This window comes from Leisingera sp. JC1, assembly GCF_001679925.1.
Lineage (GTDB): Bacteria > Pseudomonadota > Alphaproteobacteria > Rhodobacterales > Rhodobacteraceae > Leisingera.
The window spans coordinates 22,803-47,337 of sequence record NZ_LYUZ01000103.1 but is presented as its reverse complement, the minus strand read 5'-3'; the positions used below and the strand labels follow the sequence as shown (position 1 = coordinate 47,337).

The following is a 24,535-nucleotide window of genomic DNA, read 5'->3' as shown; positions in this document are numbered from 1 at the left end:
AGCGCTGACCTATTACCCTGCGGAGGAGGCAGCCCTGGCTAGGCTGGCCCGGCCGTTCCGTTGTCTCCGAAAACGGAGTAAAACTCCTGTGCGGTCAGGATGATAGATGCCTGCCCGCCTTGTTCAGCGCTGATCGTATTCCCCGAGGCATCCCTCCAGCGGTCTTCATCCGTAGAATAGTCGTCGTGGAAGGCGATGCTGATCCCTGACTGGTTGCCGGGCAATGTTGCGATGGCGGTGCCGTCCATGGCGATCAGGGTGTTGTCCTGGCCCGCGTCATATTCGATTCTCAGCCCGGCAATTGCGTCTTCCAGGAGAAAATCCGGAAGTGTGCCGTGGCTGGAAACAACAGGGAAATCGATTAGCAGCTGATCCTCCGCCGGGTCGAAATCGGTGATTTCTGCGGCCGGGGTGCCAGGATCAAACACATTGGTGAACGCGCGGAAGCTGTCCGCCCCCGCACCGCCGGTTGCGGTGGTGCCTGGTCCGATCCACAGGTGGTCATCCCCTGCACCGCCATCAAGCAAATCGCCGTCGTCGCCGATCTTGGTCAAGTCGCCGGGATAGTGATTGTAGGACCCTTCATAGTGGACCGAGCCACTGCCGCTGTAGAGCGTGTCGTTGCCTGCACCGCCGGACAGGGTGTCTGCGCCGTTCTCGCCAAAGATCACATCCTCACCTGCAGTGCCATCCAGTTCGTCGTCCCCGGACGTGCCTCTGACCGCATCCAGGGCAAAGGGCGCGCTTCTGCCGGGATCTTCAAACCGCACCGTGCCTGCGGTCGCGCCATCGCTGTCCAGAAGCTCCACCTCAATCGCTTCGCCGTCATCCAGAGTGACACCTGGCAGTGTCAGAACCGTTCGCTGATTGAGCGTGTCGACGAAGCGCAGGCCGGTGCCATCCTCGGTCTCGAACAATTCAGTGTTTCCGCTGTCCATAGAGATTGCGAGCTGATCGGAAGCCAGTTCAAAATCCTCGATCACCGTTTCCCGGCTGCCTTCATCGCCCAGTATGAACCGGTCCTCGCCCTCGCCACCCTGGGCGGCGTTGCCGACACTCAGGTGCAGCTCGTCGTCACCGCCGCCGCCTGCCAGCAGGTCCCGGTCGCCTGCATTCCCTGTCAGCGTGTCATTTCCGGTGCTGCCTTCAAGAATATCGTCTGTTCCGTCAATGCCGGTCAGTTCCACGGGTTGAACCGGCTGGTCTGCTTCATCCGGCACCTCCGCTTCGGATGATCCTTCGGAAGCAGCATCTGTGCCGCCATAGCCAACCGCTATGGCCGAACCTGCAAGGGCTAGAAATATGAGAAGTTCCATATCACTCAGACTATTTGAACCGGTCAAAATCATAGCGGCAGAAATACGCCTGCCCTTCGGCTTCAGGTTGCGCGATGACCGCTTGGAACGCAACCCCCGCCGCAGTAGAACCAGCCGCATGATCATCCGCAGCCACACCAAGGGCGATGCGCCCTCCACCGCCGTTTATTCGGATTGCGAAACCTACCGATACAGCCTGACCCGGGTCTGGGACCCGGAAGGCCGGCGGGTGATGTTCGTGATGCTGAACCCCTCGACCGCGACCGAGGTGCAAAATGACCCCACCATCGAGCGCTGCGAACGCCGCGCCCGCGCTTTGGGGTTTGGCGGATTCCGGGCCACCAACATCTTCGCCTGCCGCGTCACCGACCCGCGGGAGATGCGCAGGCTGGACGCGCCGGAAGGGCCGGACAATATGGCGGCAATTCTTGAAGGGATGGAGTGGGCCGATACGGTCATTTGCGCTTGGGGCACACACGGCGAACACCTCGGCCAGGGAGCGCGGGTTGAAGAGGCGCTGCGGTCGACAGCAAAACCTCTCCATCATCTTGGTCTCAGTAAGGCAGGCCACCCCAAGCACCCCTTGTACATTGCCTACCGCCAGCAGCCGGAAATGTGGCCGGACGACGCTGGACACTGAACAGCATTAACCGGTGTTCCTGTTTTGTTTTGCAATTTGCCGCGCACCGTGTGAGTGTTTTCATGTGTGAGTAAATCCTCCAGGAGTTGAGTGTCAATGTTGTGGCTGGCAAGCATGTTGGGACTGGTAGCAGTGGGCGGCGCGGTTCTGGCCAATGCCGACAGCGCAGATGACGAAGACACTGCAGCCGCTGAGGAGGACGGCCTGGACGGCGGTTATATCGAGCCTGGCAGTGAAGAACCGTCTAACGGTGAAACCGTAACATGCACCGAGGGTGGTGATGTGCTGGCAGGCAGCAGCGCATCAGACAGCATCAGCGGCGGCGGCGGAGACGACCAGATCGGCGGCTACGGCGGCGATGACTGGCTGGACGGCGGAGACGGCCGCGATGTCCTGCATGGCGATGGCGGCAATGACAGCCTGTTTGGCGGCGGCGGAGATGACCTTCTGCACGGTGAGGAAGGCGCCGATGTTCTGGAAGGCGGCGGCGGGGCTGACAGCCTCTACGGCCATTTCGGAACAGACAGCTTGGTTGGCGGCGGCGGTGATGATGTGCTTCACGGCGGTCAGGACGGCGACTGGCTGGAGGGCGGCAGCGGTGCGGATTCGATGCACGGCAATGACGGCGACGACAGCCTGACTGGCGGTGCTGGTCAGGATGCGCTGTTCGGCGGAACGGGTAATGATGTGGTGTCCGGTGCCGGGGATGGCGTTGAACAGGATTTTGTGAACGGCGGCGACGGTGACGATACGCTGATTGCCGGGGCCGCGGATGTGCTGACCGGCGGTGCAGGCGCGGATCAGTTCACCGCAGGCAGCTGGACCGGCACGGCGGAAGCTGTCCAGCTGATGGATTACGATGCTGCTGAGGATCAGCTGGTGCTGGTCTGGGATTTTGACGGCGGCGCCGAGCCATCCGTGGAGGTGAAGCAAAACCCCGATGCCGAGGGGGAACAGCTGGTCCTGGTGGATGGCGAGCCGGCCCTGCGCGTGTCCGGTGCCGATGGGCTGACGGCCGGCGACCTCGTGCTGATGGACACGGCTTCGGCTGCAGCGGCAGGAATACTCCCGCAATAGGTACGGGGATCCCGGCGGGGGCACCTGCACATAACCTTTGCCTTTGCGCCGGAATCATCTTATACGCCCGCATCTGCCGCGACTCTGCGGCAGATAACTCCATGGGCCTGTGCTGGACGACATCCCGGCCTGTGCCATCCACTCTAACCTATGAAGGAGACCCCGATGTCGATCACTGCGGAAGAAAAAGCGCGCCTGATGAAAGAATTCGCAACCAAAGAAGGCGACACCGGTTCCCCGGAAGTCCAGGTTGCAATCCTGACCTCGCGCATCAACACCCTGACTGAGCACTTCAAAACCCACAAGAAGGACAACCACGGCCGCCGTGGCCTCCTGAAAATGGTTGCTCAGCGCCGCAAGCTGCTGGACTACACCAAAGGCAAGGATGAGGCCCGTTACCAGGACCTGATCAAACGCCTGGGCATCCGCCGCTAATCCGCGCTTATCCGGATTTTCTGCGCCCGTTCCGAAAGGAGCGGGCGTTTTCTTTTCTTCCAGTGGCATCGAGCCGCGAAGTGCTCCCGCGCCCGCTGGCTCCCCGGCTTAGCCGGGGAGCCATTGGCTTTGGGCGTGGCCCGTGCTGCGCACGGGAGGGTGCTGCAAAGGCAAAAACGCCGCCCCGGTTGGAGCGGCGTATTGTCTTGCAGGATGCGGAAGGGGCTACTCGCCGTAGGGCACCCAGATGTTCTTCACCTCGGTGGCCTCCTGCAAGAAGCGCTTGGTCTGATCCTGCATCCAGTCGGTTGCGGTGCCGTTGTTGACCCAGGTCCGCTTCAGGTTGCATGCGGAAGCCGCCTCGATCGCTGCTGAAAGATCAGAGGAGGAAAAGCTCCAGACCGCGTCCACGTTCAGATGCGAGGCCAGCGGTTTTGCCAGTTCCGCGTGGCTGCCAGTCAGGATGTTCACCACCCCGCCGGGCACGTCTGAGGTGTCCAGCACCTGGTAAAAATCGGTTGCTGCCAGCGGGAATGCTTCGGAGGCTGCCAGCACCACCCGGTTGCCCATCGCAATCGCAGGTGCCATCACCGAGACCAGGCCCAGCAGCGGTGCCTCGTCGGCGCAAAGCGCGCCGATCACGCCTACCGGCTCCTTCATTGCCAGTGCTACGCCGCGGATCGGCACGCCATGCACCTGGCCGTCGTATTTGTCGGCCCAGGCCGCGGCGGAGAACAGGCGCTGGATCGAAGCTTCCACCTCTGCTGCGCCGCCCTTCTTGCCGATCATCGCGTCGATGCGGGCTGCAAATTCTTCCGCCCGGGCAGAAAGGTTTTCGCCGATGTAATAAAGGATCTGCGCCCGCAGGTGACCGGTGGTCTTGGACCACTTGCCGGCACCCGCCGCAGCCTCAACCGCATTGCGGACATCCTTGCGGTTGGCAAGGCCAACGTGGCCCAGAAGCGCGCCGGGCTTGCCATAGATGGCCTGGCTGTAGCCGCCATCCGGGCGCACCTGCTTGCCGCCAACATACAGCTTTGCGGTGCGGTCCAGCGGGTCCGCCGGGGCGCCATTACCACCAAACGCTTCAACCTTGGCCAGTTGCTTGGCCTTGGATTTCGGGCGGGTATAGGCCGCCAGCCCTTCCCAGCCGCCTTCGCGGCCGAAGCCGCTTTCGCGCACGCCGCCAAACCCGGCAGCGGCGTCGAACATGTTGGTGCCGTTGACCCAGACCACGCCGGCCGCCAGTTTCGGCGCCATGTCGAGCGCAAGGTTCACGTTCTCGGTCCAGACAGTTGCTGCCAGGCCGTAACGGGTGTTGTTGGCCAGCTCCACGGCTTCCGCCGGGGTGCGGAAGGTGCAGGAGACCAGAACGGGGCCAAAGATTTCCTCTTGCATCAGCGGATCTGCGGGCGACAGCCCTTCGATCAGGGTCGGCGGATAAAAGCAGCCGCCTTCGGGCATCTCGACCTGCGCCTGGTGCATGCTGCCGACGGTGTTGGCCGCAACCATGCTGCTGATGGTATCCAGCTGCACCGGGTCCACCACGGCGCCAACGTCGATGCATTTGTCGAGGGGGTTTCCAACGCGCAGCCCGTCCATGCGGGCCTTCAGCTTGGTGTGGAAACGCTCCGCGATGCCTTCCTGGACCAGCAGGCGGGAGCCCGCGCAGCAGACCTGGCCCTGGTTGAACCAGATCGCGTCCACCAGACCTTCGATCGCGGAGTCGATGTCAGCGTCGTCAAAGACGATGTAGGGCGACTTGCCTCCCAGCTCCAGCGTCAGCGCTTTGCCGCTGCCTGCGGTGGCTTCGCGGATCCTGCGGCCAACGGAGGTGGAGCCTGTAAAGGCGATCTTGTCGACTTTGGCGGCGGTGATCATTTCGCCCACGGCGCCGTTGCCGGTCACGATGTTGACAACACCCTTGGGCAGGCCTGCCTGGCGGCAGATGTCGGCGAAAAGCAGTGCAGTGAGCGAGGTGTATTCCGCGGGCTTCAGCACCACGGTGTTGCCCATGGCAATGGCCGGTGCGATCTTCCAGGCCAGCATCAGCAGCGGGAAGTTCCAGGGGATGATCTGGCCGCAGACACCCAGGGCCTCGGCGTCCGGCAATTCGCTGTCCATCAGCTGGGCCATGCCGGCGTGGTAGTAGAAATGACGCTGCGCCAGCGGGATGTCGATGTCGCGGCTCTCGCGGATCGGCTTGCCGTTGTCCAGGGTTTCCAGCACCGCAAACAGCCGCGCATGCTTTTGCAGCAGGCGTGCAATGGCATAGAGGTACCTGGCGCGGCCCGCGCCGCCAAGACCGGCCCAGCCGCTCTGCGCCTTGCGGGCGGCTTCAACTGCCGCGTCCACATCCGCTTGCGCGGCCTGGGTCAGGCTGGCCAGCACCTCGCCGGTGGCCGGGTTCTTGCTGTCGAACCCTTCGCCCGGGGTGGTGAATTCACCGTTGATGAAATGGCCGAACCGGCTGCCCTGATCTACCAGCCAGGCCAGTGCCTCGGCGGCGCTTTCGGGGGCAGGACCGTATTCCATGGTGTCGAAAATCTCTTTGATGGTCATGTGTTCAGCCCTCAGCCCATGGAGTGGCGGTAGCCGGCGGAGTATGCCCCGGTGACATGGTGTTCCAACTGGCGTTCGATATCATTCAGCAGCGACGAGGCGCCGAAACGGAACAGGTCGGGCTGCAGCCAGCGGTCGCCCAGTTCGTCCTTCATCAGCGCGAGATACACCAGCGCATCCTTGGCTTTGGAAATGCCGCCTGCGGGTTTGTAACCGACGCGGTATCCGGTGCGGTCGTAATAGTCGCGGATCGCCCGGATCATCACCAGCGAGACGGGCAGGGTGGCGTTGACGCTTTCCTTGCCCGTGGAGGTCTTGATGAAGTCGGCGCCGGCCATCATGCAGACCAGTGAGGCGCGCGCCACATTGCGCAAAGACCCCAGTTCGCCGGTGGCCAGGATTGCCTTCACATGGGCATCGCCGCAGGCTTGGCGGAAGGCTTTCATCTCCTCATACAGCGCCTGCCAATTGCCCTGCAGCACATGACGGCGGGTGATCACGATGTCGATCTCTTCGGCGCCGTCCTTGACGCTTTCCTCGATCTCCGTGACCCGCAGGTGAAACGGCGACAGGCCGGCCGGGAAGCCGGTGGAAACGGCTGCGACCGGGATACCGGTGCCTTCCAGCGCTTTGACGGCGGTCGGGATCATGTCGTGATAGACGCAGACCGCACCTGTAGTCAGGCCTTCCATTCCCAGCGTGCGCAGCAGGCCCGCGCTGACCGGTTGGCGCGCCTTTGCGCACAGGCGGCGCACCCGGCCCTCGGTGTCGTCACCGGCCAGGGTCGTGAGGTCGATCATGCTGATTGCCTTCAAGAGCCACGCGGCCTGATGGTCTTTCTTGACGCTACGGCGGCCCGGCAGGGTGGTGCAGCGGCGTTCAATGGCCGACGTATTGGCCTGCACGGCAGCGACCCAGTCCAGGTCCAGCTCCATGCCCGGGTTGCGCGGCTCGGCCAACTGCGGCAGCTGCGCGCTTCGTTCAGCGGTTTGGCTATCCATTGGAATTCCTCGGAAGAGTTCCGTGCGAAAATCGCACGGGTGCGGCATATTGGCAAGCGAGCGCCCCCGCAGACGGGCATGTTTTTTGACTAAATGGACAAAAAATTCAAGGGGGCAGCGTCATAGGGCGCGGAAAGCCGCTTGAAAAAGGGGATTCCAGTTTCGCGGTTCTGCGGTACGGCGGCTGCGCATTCCGGTGGCAGAATCGGCCACACATGCTAAATTTAGGGGTATGAGCAGTGCAGAACCCCATATCCGCGAAAAATCAGCGTCAGACGGCCGGCCCGTCATCCGTCAGCTGGACGACAGTGCCATCAACCGGATTGCCGCGGGCGAAGTGGTTGAGCGTCCCGCCTCCGCCGTGAAGGAACTGGTGGAAAACGCCATAGACGCCGGTGCCACACGGATCACCGTGGAAATCGCCGATGGCGGCAAGACGCTGATCCGGGTGACGGACGATGGCTGCGGCATGACGCCGGAGGACCTGCCGCTGGCGCTGAGCCGCCATGCCACCTCCAAGATCGACGGCTCTGACCTGCTGAACATCCACACCTTCGGCTTCCGGGGTGAAGCTCTGCCGAGCCTGGGCGCGGTTGGGCGGCTGACCATCACCAGCCGGGCGGAGGGCCATGAGGCGGCGCAGATCCGGGTGTCGGGCGGCAAGCTGGAGCCGGTGAAGCCGGCCGCCTTGCGGGCAGGCACCATTGTCGAGCTGCGCGATCTGTTCTTTGCGACTCCGGCAAGGCTCAAATTCATGCGCACCGACCGGGCCGAGGCGCAGGCGATCGGGGACACGGTAAAGCGTCTGGCGATGGCAGAGCCTTCGGTGGGCTTCACCCTGCGCGATGTCTCCGGTGGCGGAGAGGGCCGGGTCACCTTCCGCGCCGATCCGCTGTCAGGCGACCTGTTTGATGCGCTGCACGGGCGGCTGGCCTCTGTGTTGGGGCGCGAGTTTGCCGAGAACGCGCTGAAGATAGACGCCACCCGCGAGGGTATCCGGCTTTATGGCTATGCGGCGCTGCCGACCTATTCCCGCGGCGCGGCAGTCGCGCAGTTCCTGTTTGTGAACACAAGGCCGGTGAAGGACAAGATGCTGACGGGCGCCTTGCGCGCCGCCTATTTTGATTTCCTGAGCCGCGACCGGCACCCGGCGGCGGCGCTGTTCATCGACTGCGACCCGCAGCTGGTGGACGTGAACGTGCATCCGGCGAAATCCGAGGTGCGGTTCCGTGATCCCGGCCTTGCGCGCGGGCTGATTGTCTCCTCCCTGCGCCATGCGCTGGCAGAAGCCGGGCACCGGGCCTCGACCACCGTTGCGGGGGCCACGCTCGGTGCAATGAAGGCGGAGCAGCCCACCGCGAGCGGCGCGCCGCGGATCTATCAGATAGACCGGCCGTCCTTGGGCGCCCGCTCGGCGTCCTTTGCGGGGCAACGGTCGGAAGGCTACAAGCCCGCCCCGGCCTACCAGCCGCCGGCGTCTCCGGGCTTTGCAGAGCTGGCTGGCGCCTACAGCGGCCAAGTGACTGAAACCCCGGAGGTCCCGATGGCCCCGGGTCAGCCTGCGGATGCGCCCGAGGCCACCGTGCCCGGGGCCGAAGCCCTGCCGCTGGGTGCGGCGCGCGGCCAGGTGCATGAGAACTACATCATCGCCCAGACCGCCGACGGCATGGTGATTGTCGACCAGCACGCCGCGCACGAGCGGCTGGTCTATGAGAAGCTGAAACGGCAGATGGCGGAGAACGGCGTCGCCGCACAGGCGCTTCTGATTCCGGAGATCATCGAGCTGAGCGACAATGACTGCGCCTGCCTTTTGGGGGTGGCGGATGAGCTGGCGAAGTTCGGCCTTGGCATCGAGGCGTTCGGCGGCAATGCCATAGCGGTGCGGGAAACTCCGGCGATCCTCGGCGAAGTGAATGCTGAGGCGATGATCAAGGACATCCTGGATGAGCTGTCGGACCAGGGCGAAAGCCATCTGGTGCAGGCCAAGGTCGAGGCGATCCTGAGCCGGGTGGCCTGCCATGGCTCAATCCGTTCCGGCCGCCGGATGCGCGGTGAGGAGATGAACGCACTGCTGCGGGAGATGGAGGCGACGCCCCATTCCGGCCAGTGCAACCACGGACGCCCCACCTATGTGGAATTGAAACTGGCAGATATCGAGCGCCTGTTCGGGCGCACATGAACAAGAACCCCCGTTCAAGGGAGGACGAGCAGTGACATTGGAAGAAGCCCAATGGGTAATCTATGCGCTGGCTGGGCTGGCCGCACTTCTGGCGCTGGCCGGTCTGCGGCTGCGCGGCGCGGCGCGGCAACTGGAGCAGGCGAACGCAGATCAGCGCAGTCATATTGCAGGGCTGAAGGCGGAAGTGGCCCGGCTGCCGGAACTGACGGACGAGCTGGCCACCCTGCGCCGCGTGCATGAAAACGAGCGCGCCGGCCGCTATCAGGCAGAGGCACAGGTGCAGGCGCTGAAAGCCGAGCACGCGGCACGGCTGGAAGAGCTGAAGCACATGAACCAGCAGATGGAGCACAAGTTCGCCTCGCTGGCCTCAGGCGTGCTGAAGCAGAATTCTGAAAGCTTCCTCAGCCTAGTGAGCGAACGGTTCCAGGCCCACAGCAAGACGGCGGATGAGGATCTGGCCAAGCGCCATGCTGCAATCGAAAACCTGGTGAAGCCGCTGGATCAGAAGCTGGGCCAGTTCGGGGAACGGATCAAGGAAATCGAGCAGGCGCGCAACGAGGCCTATGGCGCGATCCAGACACAGGTGAAGCATCTGGCGGAGGGGCAGGCGGCGCTGGGCGGCGAAACCCGCAAGCTGGTACAGGCCCTGCGCGCGCCCAAGACCCGCGGCCGCTGGGGGGAGATGCAGCTGCGCCAGGTGTTCGAAATGGCCGGCATGGCCGAGCATGTGGATTACGAGCTGGAAAAGAGCGTTGGCACCGATGAGGGCCTGCGCCGCCCGGACGCGGTAGTGCGCATTCCCGGAGGTAAAAGCATCGTGGTGGACGCAAAAACCCCGCTGGAGGCCTATCTGGATGCGCTGGAAGCGGAAACGCCGGACCAGCAGCAGGCTGCCCTTGCCCGCCATGCAAACCATGTGAAAACCCATGTGCGCCAGCTGGCGTCGAAATCCTATCAAAGCGCCTTGGGCGAGACACCGGACTTTGTGGTGATGTTCATCCCCGGCGAGACTTTCGTGTCGGCCGCAGCAGAAGCGGACCCGGGCCTGATCGAATACGCCTTTGAGAACAAGGTTCTGATCGCCACCCCGACCACGCTGATGGCCCTGGTCAAGTCAATTGCCTACGGCTGGCAGCAGGAGAAGATGGCGGAGAACGCGGTTGAAGTGCAAAAGACCGCCAAGGAGCTCTATGACCGGCTGGCAACCTTCTCCAAGAACCTGGCTTCGGTGGGGCGGTCGCTGTCGTCCTCGGTCAACAATTACAACAAGGCGGTGGGCTCGCTGGAAGCCCGGGTGCTGCCCTCGGCCCGCCGGTTTGAGGCGATGGGTGTGGTGGCCAATGGCGCTGAGCTGGAGGACCCCGGCCAGGTGGAAGTCGAGCCGCGCCAGGTGGCGCTTTTGGCGGAGGAATAGATGCGGCTGCTGCGGGCTGCCAGGACGGCGAGGCAGGAAGAGGCCGCCCTGCTGCGCTCCGCGGAAGTTGAAGCAGAACGCATCGTTGCGCTTTTGCGGATTGCGGTTTCGCTGGGCCTGATGCTGGCAATGATGCTGGCTGTTGAGTCGGTTCGGGTAATTGAAGAACCGCATTTGCAGCGCCAGGTCGGACTGGCGGCAGTCACCATGCTTGCCTATCTCTCGGTCGGCGTGCTGATTTATTGGATGATCGGAAAGGGGCGATTCAAGCCCTGGATGATCTGGCTGGCAGTTTTGGCAGACTGCGCCTTTCTTCTGCTGAACACTTTTCTGTCGCTTGTGAATACCGGCGTGCCAGGCGGTGCCGTCTTTGCCATGCCCGCCGTGTGGATGGCGCCGGTTGTGCTGGCTTTTGGCGTGCTGCGTCTCAGTCCCCTGCGGCTTGCAGGTATGCTGATCCTGATCGCTGTTGGGTTTGGCTGGATGATCTTGTGGCAGCCATCTGAAGCTGCGCCGGATTTGGTTGGCAGAGTAAGGCTCACCTTGGATTTGCCTCCTAATTTTATGCGCCTGGTCATGCTGTTTCTCGCTGGTGCAGTTCTGGTCGTGGCTGCGGTGCGGATGCGCGCACTGTTGCATCGCTCTATTGAGGAAGCCCGCCAAAAGGCAAACCTAACCCGCTATTTGCCGTCGCAGCTGGCAGACCGCCTGGCAGGCGGCGGGCTGGCGGCGATGCAGGAGGGCCGCCAGCAAAATATGGCGATCCTGTTTATCGACATCCGCGGCTTCACCAGCTGGTGCGAAGGACGCGAGCCGCAGGATGTGAGCCGCCTGATCACGGAATTCAGGACGCGGGTGGAAGAGGTGTCGGCCCGGACCGGTGGTTTGATCGACAAATATATCGGCGACGCTGCAATGATACTGTTTGAAGGCGACCGTGCGGCGGCTCGGGCGCTGGACTGCGCCGAAGGGCTGGTGGAGCAAATGAAGAACTGGCGCCAGAACCGGGAGCAGGCCGGGGACACCGGCCTGGGAGTTGGGATCGGGGTGCATTGGGGCGAGGTGTTCTCAGGAGTGACCGGCACACCGGATCGGCTGGAATACTCCGTTTTTGGTGATACGGTGAACACCGCGGCGCGGCTGGAGCAGCTGACCAAGGCACAGGGGATGGCGCTGATAGCCTCGGCTGATCTGCTGCAACAAGCCGGGGCGGAGCCCGCGCGGGGTGGCTGGATTGCGCTGCCGGCGGAGGTTCTGCGCGGGCGCAGCAAAGGACTCGCGCTCTTTGGCAAGGCGCCGGGGTAACCGCTGCTCCATTTGCCTCAGATCAAAGACTTAGGCGTTTTGCCTGCGGTTTGATATGCTGAGGCTGCGAACAGAAGGAATGGAGCAATGCTGGAGATCTCAGTCCGCAAGGTGGCACAGGTGGCGATGATGGCCCGGGAACTGGGCCGGGCTGAGGGTGAGCTGCGTGCCTTCATCGACCGGATGAGCGAGGACCAGCAATCAGAACTGGTCGGCATCATGTGGGTCGGCCGCGGCAGTTTCGAACCGGAGGAGCTGGCAGAGGCGATCTATACCGCCCGGCAAGAAGCGACCACGCCGACCGTGGACTACTTGCTGGGCACGCCGCATCTGGCCGACAATCTGGAGGCCGGTCTGGAGGCGCTGGGGATCGATGTGAACGATGTAGAGGACGACGTGATCGGCCGCTGAACCGGCAGGTCAGGATCGCAATGCGAAAGGGCGCCGCAATCCGGCGCCCTCAGTTGTTTTTTGGTCCGCGATCAGGCCTTGCTGTCGACGATCTCGAGATGCTGGGCCAGCTTGCCGATCTCCCCCATCCACTTTTCGACCAGGGCAGGGTCGCTGGGCGCGGCGTGGACGCCGGCGGCGATCTTGCCGTTCATGGCAGCCTCAATGGCAAAGGACACCGGATAGGACACCAGGCGCGCCATTGCAGTGCCGCGTTCGTCGCCCCAGGCGTCCATCACATAGGTCTTGTGCCAGGCCTCTGCGCCGTCTTTCTCGGCTTTCAGGCCCACGCACAGCACCACACGGTCCGGTTCACCCTCATCATAGGCGTTCTCGGCCCAGAACTGGTCGGACATCTCCTTGAGCCGGGCGTCGCCTTCGGGGCCGGAGAGGGTCTCGACCTCCTTGAATACACCCGCCCAGGCATCGGCCCAGCCGTTGAGGCGCAGGGTGCCGCGGACGAATTCCTTCACCTTCCAGTCCTCGCCGAACTCATACTGCGCGATGAATGGGATCGAGTCGCGGTTTGGGTAGACTTCGAAGCTCTCCGGCGCGGGCAGCGGCGCCTCGTAGGAGGAAATCGCATCCCACGGGCGGGCGACATCCAGTTCCTTGAAATCGCGGATGGATTTCGACGGCGAACGCAGCGCCTTCAGCACGCCCAAGGGCGACCAGCTGAACTTGTAACGGAAAGGGTTCGGCGTCTTCGGGATACCGCCGCAGTAGGAGATGAAGCTGATCTCGTTGGCCGGGTCGAAGGCATCGGAGGTCTTGTAGTCCGCCACCAGCGCATGCGCCATCAGGTGGTCGATGCCCGGATCCAGGCCAACCTCGTTGATCAGGCACACGCCGGCATCTTTGGCCCTCTGGTCCAGTGCCCGCATTTCCGGTGCGATGTAGGAGGACGAAACGAAATGCGCGCCGTGTTCGATCGCCAGTTCCGCCAGCGGCACATGCCAGTCACCCGGCAGCATCGAGACGATGACATCCTTGGGGCTGAGCATCTGGCCCAGGTTGGCGATACTGAAAGCATGTATGTTGGTGGTCAGGTCGCCGACGGCCTCGCGGGCCTTGTCGGTGGTCCGGTTCCAGACCGCCACGTCGTGGCCCGCTTCCAGCAGGCGGCGCAGGCCGGGGATCGCCGACAGGCCGGTGCCGCACCAGTGAATAGTCATGTGTCAGTCCCTTTCTTGTATTTCAGGATTGCCGCGATGATCGCAAGAACGATGACGATAGAGCAGGCATTGGCAAGGATGATGGGCGCATCACCCACCAGAAGCCCATAGATCAGCCACAGGCTGACGGTTCCGAGAAACATCAGGTTGGCTGGCAGAGACAGACCGGCGGTGTCCCGGGTTGCCCAGGCTTTCCAGGCCTGCGGCAGCCAGCAGATGGTGCCGAGAAGGGCCGCCAGAAATCCGATGTAGGTTGCAGTCATTCGGGCAGGTGCTCCAGGAAGGTGGCCTTGGCCCGCCCCCAAACGCCGCTGTCCAGATCGGTGAGGGTCAGCAGCGAGGACAGCAGCTGAGCTGCGTAATCCTCGGAGCTTTCCACCGGCAGCATCGACGGCAGATTGTCGATCGCCATCACGTCGAGCACCGGGTTTTTGGCGACGCGCAGGGCGGGGGTTTCCCAGGTGGTGGCGCGGTCGTAAACCGGCACCGGGTTGTAGTCGCTGTCCGGGTCGCAGGCGACATCGCCAATGGCAGTGAGCTTGCGGTCCGCGGCCAATGCTTCACGTGGGACAAAAACCGGGGTGCCCGGGCGTGCGAAGATGCAGTTCAGGAATAGGTCATGGGCCAGGATCTCCGGGAACGGGCCGCCGTTTGCGGTTTCGGCCATGTCCCATTTGGTGACGGCGATTCCCATTGCCTCGCAGAGGTCAGCCGCACCGGTGCCGACCCGGCCAAGCGCGCCGATCACGATGGCGGTGGGGCGGTCCATATTCAGCGCGTCCAGCTCTGCACCCAGATCGGAGAGCAACGCGTCCTTGCCGGGATAGACACCAACCGGCCCGCACAGCTCGCCGCGCTGCTGTGCCGCCCAGGCTTTCAGCGTCACCGCGGCGCCGGCATAGCCCGCCCAATAGCCAAAGGCGGCAACCCGGCGGCCGGTCTCGTCGACCAGGTATTCCAGATCATAAAGCGTGCCGCCGCCGACCTTGAACCGCTCCAATAGCGCCTTGCCGGAATGCTGGCCCTTGAAGGCATGACCGAACATGATGTGGCGGTGCGGCAGCGGGGTGCCATCCTCGGGCAGTTCCTTGAGGCCGAAGATGATCGCGTCCGCAGGCGCGCCGGGCCAGGAGTTTTCCGGCGCGATTTCGCAGCCCGCATCAATGTATCCCTGAAGCGGGATCGCCCGGACGGAGCTTTCTTCGACCGTGACCTTGATGCCCGCGTTCAGCAGCGCCTTGGCGCCTTCGGGGGTCAGGCCAACCCGGTCTTCGTTGGGGCGCTGTTCGGCCCGTACCCACAGATGCGTCATTGTCATGTCCTTCAAAGCATTCCCTTGGCATAGACCGCGCGCACAGATGCGCGCTGTTCCATTGCCGTCATGAAGTTCTGGATTTTCGGGAAATCTGCCACGTTCACCCCGTCACCTTCCAGCCATGTGCAAACCACGTAAAGGTAGCAATCGGCGAGGCCGATCTCGTCCCCCAGCACAAAAGGCCCGCGCAGGCCAAACTGGCTGATGTATTCGCAGGAGGCCGCCATGGTCTGCGGAACCATCTTCTGCATGTCCTTCCAGCTGGTCCGCTCCTTGGCCCAGCGGGCTCCGCGCAAGCGGTGCGCGTGGTTCACATGCATGGTGGAGGCGAGATAAAACATCACCTCGCGCATGCGGGCCAGCAGCACAGGGTCCTGCGGGCGCAAGGACGCCTCCGGCGCCATGTCGGCGATGTATTCCAGCAGCGCGCCAGTCTCGGTCAGGATGCCGCCCTCGACCGCCAACGCGGGCACCCGGCCCTTGGGATTGATCTGGGCATAGGCAGCGCTGGTCTGTTCCTTGGCGGCAAAGTCGATTTTCACCGCCTCGTATTCAACCCCGGCTTCTTCGAGTGCGATGGCCACGGCCACCGAAATGGTATTGGGGGCATAATAGAGCTGCATGTCGTCCCTCCCGTTTGTGTCTCAGAGATGTGTCTGGGCAAAATGCCGGTCCGGCGCTTCCAGATGCGGCACCGCGTTGAACAAAACCGGGCTCCAGTGGCCGCCGATCGGGAACAGCCGGTGCATTGAGGTGTTCATCACCGCCAGGGCAATCCGTGCCATGCCTGCGGTGTTCAGCCCCATCGCTTGCCGCAATGCCATCGAGATCAGCCCCCCGGAGGTCACCACGAGGGCCGGACCGTCGCCTGACGCGATTTCCTCCAAAGCTTGCCGGGTACGGGTCTCAAACTGTTCCCAGCTTTCGTAAGGTTCGGCAATGTCGCCGGCGGCCCAGGCGGCAAAGACCTTAGGCAGATGGTCGACAAACCCCTCACGCTCTTCGGGAACGGGCAGCCCGTGCTGATCGCGCATAGCTTCAGCGAGGGTGAAATATTCCATCTCGTTCAGCCGCGCGTCCTGAACAGGGTCTGCAAAGCCCATCGAGGCGGCGGTTTCGATATGCCGGGTCAGCGTGCCGCAATAGATACGCGGATGATGGCTTCCGCTGGACCGCAGGTGATCACCCAGCCAGACCGCCTGCTGGTGACCCAGATCGCTGAGCCTGTCATAGCTGGCCTCGTCGCGGGCCTCGGTGTTGGCCTGGCCGTGGCGGATCAGCGTGATGTGGGACATGGGCGGGCGGCTCCGTTGTTTCGGGCCGAGTCTTAGGGGAGCTTGCAGGCAGAGGAAAGGGTGGCGTGAAACAGCCCTTGTTAAATTCATTGTAGGCGGAAATGACATGGCGCAGTGTGCATCTGCCGGATTGGAGACCTGCCATGCCCCTTGACCCTCAGAAATTTCTTGATGACCTGCATAAGCTGCGCAGCTTTGGTGCCTCGGGCGCGGGCAAGGGGGTTGTGCGGCAGGCCTACTCGGATGCCGACATCGCTGCGCGCAAGTGGCTGGCGGGACGGATGAAAGAGGCCGGGTTAGAGCCGCATTTCGACCCTCTCGGCAACTTATTCGGTCTGGGTGGAGAGCGCAGCCTGCTGCTGGGTTCACATAGTGACAGCCAGCCCGAAGGCGGCTGGCTGGACGGCGCGCTGGGCGTGATTGCCGGACTGGAGGTTGCCCGCGCCGCCAAGGAGGATGGCGGGCCGCCCATTTCCTGCGTCAGTTTCCAAGATGAGGAGGGGCGGTTCGGGGTGCTGACCGGCTCGGACGTCTGGAGCGGCAAGCTGACACTGGAAGAGGCGGAAGGGTTCGCCGACGATCAGGGCAACACGCTTGCGGACATGCGCGGCAGGATGGCGGATCTGGTTGGGGATTTCCTGCCGCATGACAGGTTCACCGGGTTCCTTGAAATGCATATCGAGCAGGGCCCTTATCTGGAAGAAACCGGCCTGCGGATCGGGGTGGTGACGGACATCGTCGGCATCCGGGACATGCGGATCAGTTTTGAGGGGCGGCAGAACCACGCAGGCACCACGCCGATGCACCTGCGCCGGGATGCGTTTCAGGCTTTGTCAGCCTTCAATGCGGCTCTAAACAGCCGTTTTGCAAATGTGGTGACACCCGCCACGGTCTGGACCATCGGCCATGTGGCGCTGCATCCCAATGCGTCCTCCGTGGTGCCGGGGAGGGTGGAGTTTTCCATGCAGTGGCGGGATGCGGAAGCAGACCGGCTGGCGCGGATGGAGAATATTATTAAGGAAACCGCGCAGGAGATTGCGGCCGGTCACGGTGTAAAGGCAGAGCTTGGCCCGCTGATGGGTATCGAACCGGCGGCGATGGATGCGCGGTTTCAAGCGGAGCTGGCGGACGCCGCGGAGGCGCTGGCACCGGGAAAATGGAAGAAGATGCCCTCGGGTGCGCTGCATGATGCCGCCAACATGGCGACAGTGATGCCTGCAGGGATGCTGTTTGTTCCCTCGATTGGCGGCATCAGCCATGCCTTTGATGAAGACACAGACGAGGCGGATCTGGTGCTGGGGCTGCAGGTGCTTGACCGCGCAGCCCGGGCCTTGGCCGGGTGAACTCCCGACTGTGACGGGCATTCGGAGAATGCCCGTCACAGTCGGGCCGGGCGCCGCTGGTGCGGCGCGGGTCAGGCCCGGCCGTAACCGCGCTTGATCATCCGGTTGCGGTGCTTATCGGCGGCCAGCGAGGCCTCGCGCAGGTTGGCGTAGATATTGATCACGCTTTGCCCGTTGCCGCCCGCCACACCCCATTCCCGCAGCACGGAGACTTCGGAAAACAGGTTCATCGCCAGCTCAATGCGGTAGAACCGCGACGGGCGCGAGGGGGCTTGGCGGTAGAGCAGACAGGTGGCCATGGGCTGATTCTATGCCAAGTGATTCGCCCGGGCAAGAATCTCTATGCGGCCCCCAGCAGGGCAAGGCCCAGAAGCGCGGAAGACAGCGCGGCCACTGCAAAGGCCAGCGTGCGCAGGACTGGGATACCTATGGCGTAGATGACATAATGCGCAGCCATGCCGAGGAAAAAGGTGAGGCCCAGGGTGCCGGGCTGATTTTCTGGCGGCAGCACCAGCATCGCCAGGACAGAAAGCGGCGCAAAGGCGGCAAACAGCTCCACCCCCACGATATGCGCCCGGTGCGCGCGCTGCGCCCACAGCGATTGCGGCAGATCGCTGGGGCCCGGATTGGCCATGGCCCCCATCAGCCCGCGGACCATGATCCGGTCCAGGATATAGGGCAGCCAAGCCAGTGCCACCCAGAGCCCCGAAAGGGCAGTAAAATACTGCAGCTGCGTCATCTTTCGCTCCTTTGCCTATCAAAAGGAGCGTAGTGCGGTCTGGGTGTATTTCTACCGGAACGGGGTCAGGCCCAGTCCACATCGCCCAAAAAGATATAGCCTGCGCCGTAAATCGTCTTGATCAGCCGCGGGTTCTTAGGGTCTTCGCGCAGCTTGGTGCGCAGGCGCGAAATGCGCACGTCCATCGCCCGGTCAAAGCTGTCACCGGCGGCGCCGCCCAGCATCTCCTGCATCTGTGCGCGGGAGATCAGCCGTTTGGGGCTGTCCAGGAACAGCCGCAGAACTTCACCTTCGGCATGGGAGAACGGGGTCTCGGTGCCCTCGGAATCCTCCAGCACGTAGCGGTCGAAATGGGCGGTCCAACCGGCAAACCTTGCGGTGTTGCTGGCAGGCGCTGCGGTTCGCGGGCCGGCACGCAGGCGGGCCCGGACGCGGGCCACGACCTCTGCCGGGTCAAAGGGCTTGGTGATGTAGTCATCGGCGCCCAGCTCTAATCCGGTCACCCGGTCCTGGACCTGAGCGCGGCCGGAGATGATGATCACCGCCGCACCCTGTTCGAGCGCAAGCCGGTGCACCAGTGCCAGCCCGTCGGTATCAGGCAACGACAGGTCCACCAGGCAGACGTCCGGTGTGACCCGGTTCAGCGCCGCCTCGAACTCGCGGGCGCGGGCAAAGCTCTGGGTTCGGAAGCCTGCGTCCTCCAGCGTGTCTGTCAGGATCTGCCGGATTTCAGGCTCGTCATCCAGGATTGTGACGAGGGGAGGCATCGTTGGCGATGTCATGCGGCGGGCTCCGGTTGGATCAGCTCAGACAGCTGGTGGATGGTGAAAGGTTTGCGCAAAACCGGGCCGCATTTCAATGCCTTGCGGAACAGCGGATCGCTGACAGGCAAAGAGGTCATCAGGATACAGGGCAGGCCGGAGCCGTCCAACCGCGAATCAAGGTCAACACCAGTTGCGCTACCCTCCAGCATGATGTCCGACAGCACCAGCGCAATGTCCGGCAGGTCAGCGGTCAGCGCACAGGCCTCGTCCACGCTGGCAGCTTCGATCACCGAATAGCCAAGATCGATCAGCATGTCGCGGAAGGTGGCGCGCAACTCCTCGCTGTCCTCGACCAGCAGCGCCATGCCGCCGCCCGCATCCGGCGCCGGGCGGTATGGCAGGCGCAGCGTGATCGCGGCGCCGGAGATGCCATTGCCGATCCGCATGTCGCCGCCCGCCAGCTTTGCCATGTCGTAGACCATCGGCAGGCCCAGGCCGGATCCTTCGCTGCCCTTGGTTGTGAAGAACGGGTTCAGCGCCTTTTCCAGGGCTTCCGGTGAAAAGCCGGGCCCGGTGTCGGTGACGGTGATTTCGACCCAGGTTTGGCCGACCGCATGGGCGCTGACGGTGATCTGGCCGGACGTGCCGCAGGCGTCGCGGGCATTCAGGATCAGGTTCAAAAGCGCGTCCTGCAGCTTGCCTGCGTCCAGCAGCAGCGCCTGATCCGGCAGGTTGTCGAGAATACTGAGCCCCAGCCCTTGCGGCAGCGAGGGCGACGCCAGCACTTTCAGTTCATCGAGCAGCGCGTGCATATCCGTCGCCTGCGGGCGCAGGGTGCGCTGGCTGGTCATCTCGGCAATCCGGTTCAACAGCCGCCCGCCGCGCCGCGCTGCAGATAGGGTGCCTTGCACCAGATCGCTGGCTTCACCGCCCAGCCCCATCTTCTCCAGCTTGCCCTGCATGCCCAGAATGATGGTCAGAAGGTTGGAGAAGTCATGTGCCAGGCCGCTGGTCATCTGCGCGGCCATCTCGCGGCGCCGTGCCTGCTGCAGCGCCACTCGGGCCTGGGTTTCCTCGGTCACATCCATCGACAGGATATAGACGCCGCCCTGCTGGTCCGGGGTGAAGGCGACCCTGATGCGGCGGCTGCCGTGGCTTTCGGTAAACTCGAACACCGGGCTGCCGCCCTTGTAGGCCGCCAGCAGATGCGGCTCGATCCGCTCAAACGCAGCCTCCCCCAAAGCATCCGAAATGTGCGTACCCAGAATATCCGAGGGGCGGCCCGGAAACACGGCGCTAAGGCGGCGGTTGGTGTAGGTGTAATACCCATCGGCATCCACATGGGCGATATGGGCGGGCATCATTTCCGTTGTCAAACGGGTGCGGCCCTCAATTTCCGTCAGCTGGCGCTTGGTCTCTTCGAGTGCGGTGTTGGCGGCCTCCAGCTGCCTGTTGGCGGCGGACAGTTCCTCAGTATGGGTAATCAGCTTCTCGGAAAGTTCTTCGGACCGGGCGCGCAGCAGCTGCTCGGCGCGCTTTGCGCGGGTGATGTCAGTGTAGACCGTAACCCAGCCGCCCTGCGGCAGCGGCGAGCCTTCGATCGAGATCATCTGCCCGTTGGGGCGCTCACGCTCCAGGTAATGCGGCACGAAATCCAGCGCCTGCTCCACCCGGCTTTGAACGATCTCCTCGATATCCGTTTCCGGAGCATATTCCCCGGCTTGAGCCAGAAACCGGATAGTCTCGGCAAAGGCGGCTCCGGGCTGCACCAGATGATCCGGCAGGTTGAACATTTCCTGAAAGCGCCGGTTGCTGACCGACAGCCGCAGGTCGTTGTCATAGATCGACAGTGCCTGGGCGATCAGGTTCAGCCCGGCGGTGGTCATTGCGGCGTGTTGTTTGCTTGTCCGGTTCATGGCTCTCCCCGGGGTCATGGCTAGCACCGGGGCAGTGTTAGGGCAAATTGCCATTCGGCCGCGGGGGCTGAGATGCCTTTGCGTCAAGGCGGGTGGTCTCCTTCTGGTTGCCGGAGAGTGAATGCAGCTTCATGGGCGTCAAGCCCGCTGGCCTGAACGTTTCAGAAAACGCTCTCTGGTAGATGATTCGAAACAAGACCTTTTCGTTCGTATCCCGCGCAAAGGCGTGCGGTTGGTTAGTCTGCGGCGCAAGGTTTAGCTAGAGAGGGGGGTGACCTGCCGGTGTAACAGTCTTTAAAACAAGGAGATTTGGGCTGTTACAATTCGTAAGATTTGGGAAAACATCAGGAAAAAGTTGACGGGCTACTCTGCCGCTGTCCCTAATCGGGGCCAGAGCCGCGGGCAGCGGCCAGTCCGGCAGTAACGCCGGAAAGGGAGGAGAGAAAGTTGGCTCAGATGCAGACGGGCGCCCAGGGTATGCAATCCCTGCCGGCGCTGCTTCAACGCAATGCGGCGCAATTCGGGAATGCGCCGGCCTACCGGGAAAAGGAATTCGGCATCTGGCAGTGCTGGACCTGGGCCGAGACGGCAAAGGAAATCGAGGCTCTGGCGCTGGGCCTCATCAACCTTGGCGTGAAAGAGGGCGATTTCGTCGCCATCATCGGCCGCAACCGCCCCTACCTCTACTGGTCGATGGTTGCTGCGCAGGCGGTGGGTGCCGTGCCGGTGCCGCTGTATCAGGACGCGGTGGCCGAGGAGATGGCCTATGTGCTGGGCCACTGCGGTGCGCGCTTTGTGATCGTCGGCGATCAGGAGCAGGCCGACAAGGTGATCGAGATCCAGGATCAGCTGCATCAGTTCGAGCATATGATCTACCTCGATCCGCGCGGCATGCGGAAATACGACCACACCCAGCTGCACCAGTTCAGCCACATTCAGGATCAAGGCCGCGCCGCCCATGACGAGCTGATCGGCGAGCTGCAGTCGCGGCAGGCCAAGCTGGATTACGACAGCACTTGCGTGATGCTCTATACCTCCGGCACCACCGGCAAGCCCAAGGGCGTGGTGCTGTCGAACCGCAACGTGATCCAAAGTGCCAAGAACTCTTCCGAGTTCGATCAACTGACCCAAGGCGAAAACATCCTGTCCTACCTGCCGATGGCCTGGGTGGGTGACTTCATCTTCTCGATCGGCCAGGCCTACTGGTGCGGCTTCTGCGTGAACTGCCCGGAAAGCCAGGACACCATGATGACCGACCTGCGTGAAATCGGGCCGACCTATTTCTTTGCACCGCCGCGGGTGTTCGAGGGCCAGCTGACCAACGTAATGATCCGGATGGAGGACGCAGGTGCCCTGAAGCGCAAGATGTTCCACCACTTCCTAGCGCACGCCAAAAAGGTTGGCGGCGACATCCTGGACGGCCGCCCTGTGGGGCTGATGGACCGGCTGAAATACGCGCTGGGCAATGTGCTGGTTTACGGCCCGCTCAAGGACACGCTGGGCTATGGCCGCATCCGTGTGGGGTATACCGCGGGGGAGGCGATCGGGCCGGAGATCTTCGATTTCTACCGCAGCTTGGGCATCAACCTGAAACAGTTGTACGGCCAGACCGAGGCCACGGTTTTCATCACTGTGCAGCCGGATGGCGAGGTCCGCGCCGATACTGTTGGGGTGCCGGCGCCGGAGGTCGAGATCAAGATCGACGACAGCGGTGAGATCCACTACCGCTCGCCCGGCACCTTTGTCGAATACTTCAACAACCCGGAATCCACCGCCTCAACCAAAGATGCCGAGGGCTGGGTGGCAACCGGCGACGCGGGCTTCTTCGAAGAAGGCTCCGGCCATCTGCGGATCATCGACCGTGCCAAGGACGTGGGCAAGATGGCCGATGGCAGCATGTTTGCGCCCAAGTATGTGGAAAACAAGCTGAAATTCTACCCGGACATCCTGGAAGCGGTGCTGTTCGGCAATGGCCGCGACCGCTGTGTAGCCTTTATCAACATCGACCTGACGGCGGTGGGTAACTGGGCGGAACGCAACAATATTGCCTATGCCTCCTATCAAGAGCTGGCAGGCCATCCGAAGGTGCTGGAAACCATCCGCTCGCATGTGACGGCTGTGAACAAGTCAGTGGCCGAGGACCCGATGCTGTCGGGCTGCCAGGTGCACCGCTTTGTGGTTCTGCACAAAGAACTGGATGCCGATGACGGTGAAATGACCCGCACCCGCAAGGTGCGCCGCCGCATCGTGGAAGAGAAGTTCGACGATATCATCACCGCGCTCTACGACGGCTCTGAAAAGGTCTCGACAGTGACGGAAGTAACCTATGAGGACGGCCGCAAGGGGTCCATCAAGGCGACGCTGACCATTGTCGATGCGGACGTGAAGCCCGGGGCGGTTCACAAGGTGGCCGCGGAATGATGCACGTTTCACCGGATAAATTCCCGCCCCGTGCCGGGCAGGCCGGGTCACCCTCAGATCAGGTCGGGGTTGAGGCCGGGATTGTAGGCCGTGTTGACCACCTGCTGGATCTTGAAGGGGGAGCTGAACCCGTGGGTCTGCTCCATGATGGAGGCCAGGCTTTCGGATTGGCTGAGGCCCATCTGCTTGCATTCAAGTGCCATCTTCAGAAGGCAGGAATGCTCAAGTTCGCCGAACATAACGTCGATCTCCTTGCTGCTCGTTTTGAACAAGTATCGCATGGAAATCTTAAAATTTCTATGCGGCAGAAATATGGAGGCCGTTGTTATGCTTGACAATTCCTTAAGCTATGTGACTGACGACGGCCGCACCATCGGCGGTGTGGTGATGGAGATGAAGAACATCACCCTGCGCTTCGGCGGTGTGGTGGCGATCCAGGACATCTCCTTTGACATCCGCGAGGGCGAGATCCGCGCGATCATCGGCCCGAACGGTGCCGGCAAGTCCTCGATGCTGAACGTGATCTCAGGCTTCTATGTGCCGCAGGAAGGCGAAGTTCTGTTCCACGGCAAGAAACGCCCGCCGATGCGCCCCTATGAGGTGGCGCGCCAGGGCATCGCCCGAACCTTCCAGAACATCGCGCTGTTCGAGGGCATGAGCGTTTTGGACAACGTTATGACGGGCCGTCTTAACTATATGAAAACAGGCCTGTTTTCGCAGGCCTTGTGGAAAGGGAAGGCGGAAGCCGAAGAGACCGAGAACCGCGAGGTTGTGGAGCGGATTATCGACTTCCTTGAGATCCAGCACATCCGCAAAACCCCAGTGGCGCGGCTGCCCTATGGCCTGAAGAAACGGGTCGAGCTGGCGCGTGCACTGGCGGCGGAACCGAAGCTGCTGCTGCTGGACGAACCGATGGCCGGCATGAACGTCGAGGAGAAGGAGGACATGTCCCGCTTCATCCTGGATGTGAACGACGAGTTCGGCACCACCATCGCCCTGATCGAGCACGATATGGGTGTGGTGATGGACCTCAGCGACCGGGTCGTGGTGATGGATTACGGCAAGAAAATCGGCGACGGCACCCCGGATGAGGTGCGCAATAACCAGGATGTGATCGACGCCTATCTGGGGGTCAGCCATGACTGAGTTGCACCGCAGCAACACCCAGCTCCGGCAGGGTGACACCCG

At 62.8% G+C, this 24,535-nt stretch carries 23 protein-coding genes; 10 read left to right on the top strand and 13 right to left on the bottom strand.

Going from position 1 to position 24,535, the window contains the following annotated elements:
• Positions 1–38 precede the first annotated feature (38 nt).
• Entirely contained in the window at positions 39–1,316 is a 1,278-nt protein-coding gene (locus tag A9D60_RS16100) for a hypothetical protein (protein WP_065268533.1), read from the bottom strand.
• A gap of 118 nt (positions 1,317–1,434) precedes the next feature.
• Between A9D60_RS16100 and A9D60_RS16095 the strand changes: the two genes are divergently transcribed.
• The 3 genes from A9D60_RS16095 to rpsO all read left to right on the top strand — a co-directional run bounded on the left by A9D60_RS16095 (position 1,435) and on the right by rpsO (position 3,468).
• Positions 1,435–1,956, top strand: a complete 522-nt coding sequence (locus A9D60_RS16095; protein ID WP_065268532.1) for a DUF1643 domain-containing protein — start codon at positions 1,435–1,437, stop codon at positions 1,954–1,956.
• Positions 1,957–2,070: 114 nt separating this feature from the next.
• Positions 2,071–3,033: a calcium-binding protein gene (locus A9D60_RS16090; protein ID WP_368072349.1), complete on the top strand. Its 963-nt coding sequence runs from the start codon at positions 2,071–2,073 to the stop codon at positions 3,031–3,033.
• A gap of 165 nt (positions 3,034–3,198) precedes the next feature.
• A complete protein-coding gene (gene rpsO, locus A9D60_RS16085) occupies positions 3,199–3,468 on the top strand; it encodes a 30S ribosomal protein S15 (protein WP_019295116.1) in 270 nt (89 codons plus the stop codon).
• Between the two features lie 225 nt (positions 3,469–3,693).
• Here the strand turns inward: rpsO and A9D60_RS16080 are convergent, their stop codons facing one another.
• The gene (locus A9D60_RS16080) at positions 3,694–6,030 is read right to left on the bottom strand and encodes an aldehyde dehydrogenase family protein (RefSeq protein WP_065268530.1); all 2,337 of its coding nucleotides are present in this window, start codon (positions 6,028–6,030) and stop codon (positions 3,694–3,696) included.
• 11 nt (positions 6,031–6,041) lie between these two features.
• Positions 6,042–7,031, bottom strand: coding sequence for a deoxyribose-phosphate aldolase (gene deoC / locus A9D60_RS16075; RefSeq protein WP_065268529.1), 990 nt, complete (start codon positions 7,029–7,031; stop codon positions 6,042–6,044).
• A gap of 232 nt (positions 7,032–7,263) precedes the next feature.
• Here deoC and mutL point away from each other — a divergent pair, with 232 nt between their 5' ends.
• From mutL to A9D60_RS16055, 4 genes are all read left to right on the top strand, one after another.
• Positions 7,264–9,210 (top strand): DNA mismatch repair endonuclease MutL, encoded by a 1,947-nt coding sequence (gene mutL, locus A9D60_RS16070; RefSeq protein WP_065268528.1) that lies wholly within the window; start codon positions 7,264–7,266, stop codon positions 9,208–9,210.
• Positions 9,211–9,241: 31 nt separating this feature from the next.
• Positions 9,242–10,624, top strand: a complete 1,383-nt coding sequence (rmuC, locus tag A9D60_RS16065) for a DNA recombination protein RmuC (protein WP_065268527.1) — start codon at positions 9,242–9,244, stop codon at positions 10,622–10,624.
• Entirely contained in the window at positions 10,625–11,929 is a 1,305-nt protein-coding gene (locus tag A9D60_RS16060) for an adenylate/guanylate cyclase domain-containing protein (RefSeq protein WP_065268526.1), read from the top strand. It begins immediately after the preceding gene.
• Positions 11,930–12,016: 87 nt separating this feature from the next.
• On the top strand, positions 12,017–12,340 hold the full coding sequence (locus A9D60_RS16055; protein WP_039193284.1) for a DUF3775 domain-containing protein: 324 nt from the start codon (positions 12,017–12,019) through the stop codon (positions 12,338–12,340).
• Between the two features lie 71 nt (positions 12,341–12,411).
• Here the strand turns inward: A9D60_RS16055 and A9D60_RS16050 are convergent, their stop codons facing one another.
• From A9D60_RS16050 to A9D60_RS16030, 5 genes are read right to left on the bottom strand one after another with little or no spacing between them, the layout of a single operon-like run.
• Entirely contained in the window at positions 12,412–13,554 is a 1,143-nt protein-coding gene (locus A9D60_RS16050; RefSeq protein ID WP_065268525.1) for a saccharopine dehydrogenase family protein, read from the bottom strand.
• Complete coding sequence (locus A9D60_RS16045; protein WP_065268524.1) at positions 13,551–13,817, bottom strand: SemiSWEET family sugar transporter; 267 nt, start codon at positions 13,815–13,817, stop codon at positions 13,551–13,553. Before A9D60_RS16045 ends, A9D60_RS16050 begins: the two co-directional genes overlap by 4 nt.
• Positions 13,814–14,866 carry a saccharopine dehydrogenase gene (locus tag A9D60_RS16040; RefSeq protein ID WP_065268523.1) on the bottom strand — a complete coding sequence of 351 codons (1,053 nt, stop codon included), beginning with the start codon at positions 14,864–14,866 and terminating at the stop codon, positions 13,814–13,816. Before A9D60_RS16040 ends, A9D60_RS16045 begins: the two co-directional genes overlap by 4 nt.
• 11 nt (positions 14,867–14,877) lie before the next feature.
• The gene (locus tag A9D60_RS16035) at positions 14,878–15,492 is read right to left on the bottom strand and encodes a glutathione S-transferase family protein (protein ID WP_065268522.1); all 615 of its coding nucleotides are present in this window, start codon (positions 15,490–15,492) and stop codon (positions 14,878–14,880) included.
• 21 nt (positions 15,493–15,513) lie between these two features.
• A complete protein-coding gene (locus A9D60_RS16030) occupies positions 15,514–16,164 on the bottom strand; it encodes a histidine phosphatase family protein (RefSeq protein ID WP_065268521.1) in 651 nt (216 codons plus the stop codon).
• Positions 16,165–16,307: 143 nt separating this feature from the next.
• Between A9D60_RS16030 and A9D60_RS16025 the strand changes: the two genes are divergently transcribed.
• Entirely contained in the window at positions 16,308–17,507 is a 1,200-nt protein-coding gene (locus A9D60_RS16025; RefSeq protein WP_065268520.1) for a hydantoinase/carbamoylase family amidase, read from the top strand.
• Positions 17,508–17,578: 71 nt separating this feature from the next.
• Here the strand turns inward: A9D60_RS16025 and A9D60_RS16020 are convergent, their stop codons facing one another.
• The 4 genes from A9D60_RS16020 to A9D60_RS16005 form a co-directional block, all read right to left on the bottom strand.
• Complete coding sequence (locus tag A9D60_RS16020) at positions 17,579–17,806, bottom strand: WGR domain-containing protein (protein WP_065268519.1); 228 nt, start codon at positions 17,804–17,806, stop codon at positions 17,579–17,581.
• Between the two features lie 41 nt (positions 17,807–17,847).
• Positions 17,848–18,246 (bottom strand): MAPEG family protein, encoded by a 399-nt coding sequence (locus A9D60_RS16015; protein ID WP_065268518.1) that lies wholly within the window; start codon positions 18,244–18,246, stop codon positions 17,848–17,850.
• A 65-nt stretch (positions 18,247–18,311) separates the two neighbouring features.
• Entirely contained in the window at positions 18,312–19,028 is a 717-nt protein-coding gene (locus A9D60_RS16010; protein ID WP_065268517.1) for a response regulator transcription factor, read from the bottom strand.
• On the bottom strand, positions 19,025–20,926 hold the full coding sequence (locus tag A9D60_RS16005; protein ID WP_065268516.1) for a hybrid sensor histidine kinase/response regulator: 1,902 nt from the start codon (positions 20,924–20,926) through the stop codon (positions 19,025–19,027). Before A9D60_RS16005 ends, A9D60_RS16010 begins: the two co-directional genes overlap by 4 nt.
• A 456-nt stretch (positions 20,927–21,382) precedes the next feature.
• On the opposite strand from A9D60_RS16005, the gene A9D60_RS16000 reads away from it, so the two are divergent.
• Positions 21,383–23,347: an AMP-binding protein gene (locus A9D60_RS16000; RefSeq protein ID WP_065268515.1), complete on the top strand. Its 1,965-nt coding sequence runs from the start codon at positions 21,383–21,385 to the stop codon at positions 23,345–23,347.
• 53 nt (positions 23,348–23,400) lie between these two features.
• On the opposite strand, the gene A9D60_RS15995 is transcribed toward A9D60_RS16000, so the two are convergent.
• Positions 23,401–23,586 (bottom strand): hypothetical protein, encoded by a 186-nt coding sequence (locus tag A9D60_RS15995; RefSeq protein ID WP_019295098.1) that lies wholly within the window; start codon positions 23,584–23,586, stop codon positions 23,401–23,403.
• An 88-nt stretch (positions 23,587–23,674) separates the two neighbouring features.
• Here A9D60_RS15995 and A9D60_RS15990 point away from each other — a divergent pair, with 88 nt between their 5' ends.
• Positions 23,675–24,493 (top strand): ABC transporter ATP-binding protein, encoded by an 819-nt coding sequence (locus A9D60_RS15990; protein ID WP_029204703.1) that lies wholly within the window; start codon positions 23,675–23,677, stop codon positions 24,491–24,493.
• The last annotated feature ends 42 nt before the right edge of the window (positions 24,494–24,535 follow it).

What these genes read in the sequence shown, in the direction of transcription:
- A9D60_RS16100 (WP_065268533.1), bottom strand. Translation starts at nt 1,316, where the DNA reads ATGGAACTTCTCATATTTCTAGCCCTTGCAGGTTCGGCCATAGCGGTT.
- A9D60_RS16095 (WP_065268532.1), top strand. Translation starts at nt 1,435, where the DNA reads ATGATCATCCGCAGCCACACCAAGGGCGATGCGCCCTCCACCGCCGTT.
- A9D60_RS16090 (WP_368072349.1), top strand. Translation starts at nt 2,071, where the DNA reads ATGTTGGGACTGGTAGCAGTGGGCGGCGCGGTTCTGGCCAATGCCGAC.
- rpsO (WP_019295116.1), top strand. Translation starts at nt 3,199, where the DNA reads ATGTCGATCACTGCGGAAGAAAAAGCGCGCCTGATGAAAGAATTCGCA.
- A9D60_RS16080 (WP_065268530.1), bottom strand. Translation starts at nt 6,030, where the DNA reads ATGACCATCAAAGAGATTTTCGACACCATGGAATACGGTCCTGCCCCC.
- deoC (WP_065268529.1), bottom strand. Translation starts at nt 7,031, where the DNA reads ATGGATAGCCAAACCGCTGAACGAAGCGCGCAGCTGCCGCAGTTGGCC.
- mutL (WP_065268528.1), top strand. Translation starts at nt 7,264, where the DNA reads ATGAGCAGTGCAGAACCCCATATCCGCGAAAAATCAGCGTCAGACGGC.
- A9D60_RS16060 (WP_065268526.1), top strand. Translation starts at nt 10,625, where the DNA reads ATGCGGCTGCTGCGGGCTGCCAGGACGGCGAGGCAGGAAGAGGCCGCC.
- A9D60_RS16055 (WP_039193284.1), top strand. Translation starts at nt 12,017, where the DNA reads ATGCTGGAGATCTCAGTCCGCAAGGTGGCACAGGTGGCGATGATGGCC.
- A9D60_RS16050 (WP_065268525.1), bottom strand. Translation starts at nt 13,554, where the DNA reads ATGACTATTCACTGGTGCGGCACCGGCCTGTCGGCGATCCCCGGCCTG.
- A9D60_RS16045 (WP_065268524.1), bottom strand. Translation starts at nt 13,817, where the DNA reads ATGACTGCAACCTACATCGGATTTCTGGCGGCCCTTCTCGGCACCATC.
- A9D60_RS16040 (WP_065268523.1), bottom strand. Translation starts at nt 14,866, where the DNA reads ATGACGCATCTGTGGGTACGGGCCGAACAGCGCCCCAACGAAGACCGG.
- A9D60_RS16035 (WP_065268522.1), bottom strand. Translation starts at nt 15,492, where the DNA reads ATGCAGCTCTATTATGCCCCCAATACCATTTCGGTGGCCGTGGCCATC.
- A9D60_RS16030 (WP_065268521.1), bottom strand. Translation starts at nt 16,164, where the DNA reads ATGTCCCACATCACGCTGATCCGCCACGGCCAGGCCAACACCGAGGCC.
- A9D60_RS16025 (WP_065268520.1), top strand. Translation starts at nt 16,308, where the DNA reads ATGCCCCTTGACCCTCAGAAATTTCTTGATGACCTGCATAAGCTGCGC.
- A9D60_RS16020 (WP_065268519.1), bottom strand. Translation starts at nt 17,806, where the DNA reads ATGGCCACCTGTCTGCTCTACCGCCAAGCCCCCTCGCGCCCGTCGCGG.
- A9D60_RS16015 (WP_065268518.1), bottom strand. Translation starts at nt 18,246, where the DNA reads ATGACGCAGCTGCAGTATTTTACTGCCCTTTCGGGGCTCTGGGTGGCA.
- A9D60_RS16010 (WP_065268517.1), bottom strand. Translation starts at nt 19,028, where the DNA reads ATGACATCGCCAACGATGCCTCCCCTCGTCACAATCCTGGATGACGAG.
- A9D60_RS16005 (WP_065268516.1), bottom strand. Translation starts at nt 20,926, where the DNA reads ATGAACCGGACAAGCAAACAACACGCCGCAATGACCACCGCCGGGCTG.
- A9D60_RS16000 (WP_065268515.1), top strand. Translation starts at nt 21,383, where the DNA reads ATGCAGACGGGCGCCCAGGGTATGCAATCCCTGCCGGCGCTGCTTCAA.
- A9D60_RS15995 (WP_019295098.1), bottom strand. Translation starts at nt 23,586, where the DNA reads ATGTTCGGCGAACTTGAGCATTCCTGCCTTCTGAAGATGGCACTTGAA.
- A9D60_RS15990 (WP_029204703.1), top strand. Translation starts at nt 23,675, where the DNA reads ATGCTTGACAATTCCTTAAGCTATGTGACTGACGACGGCCGCACCATC.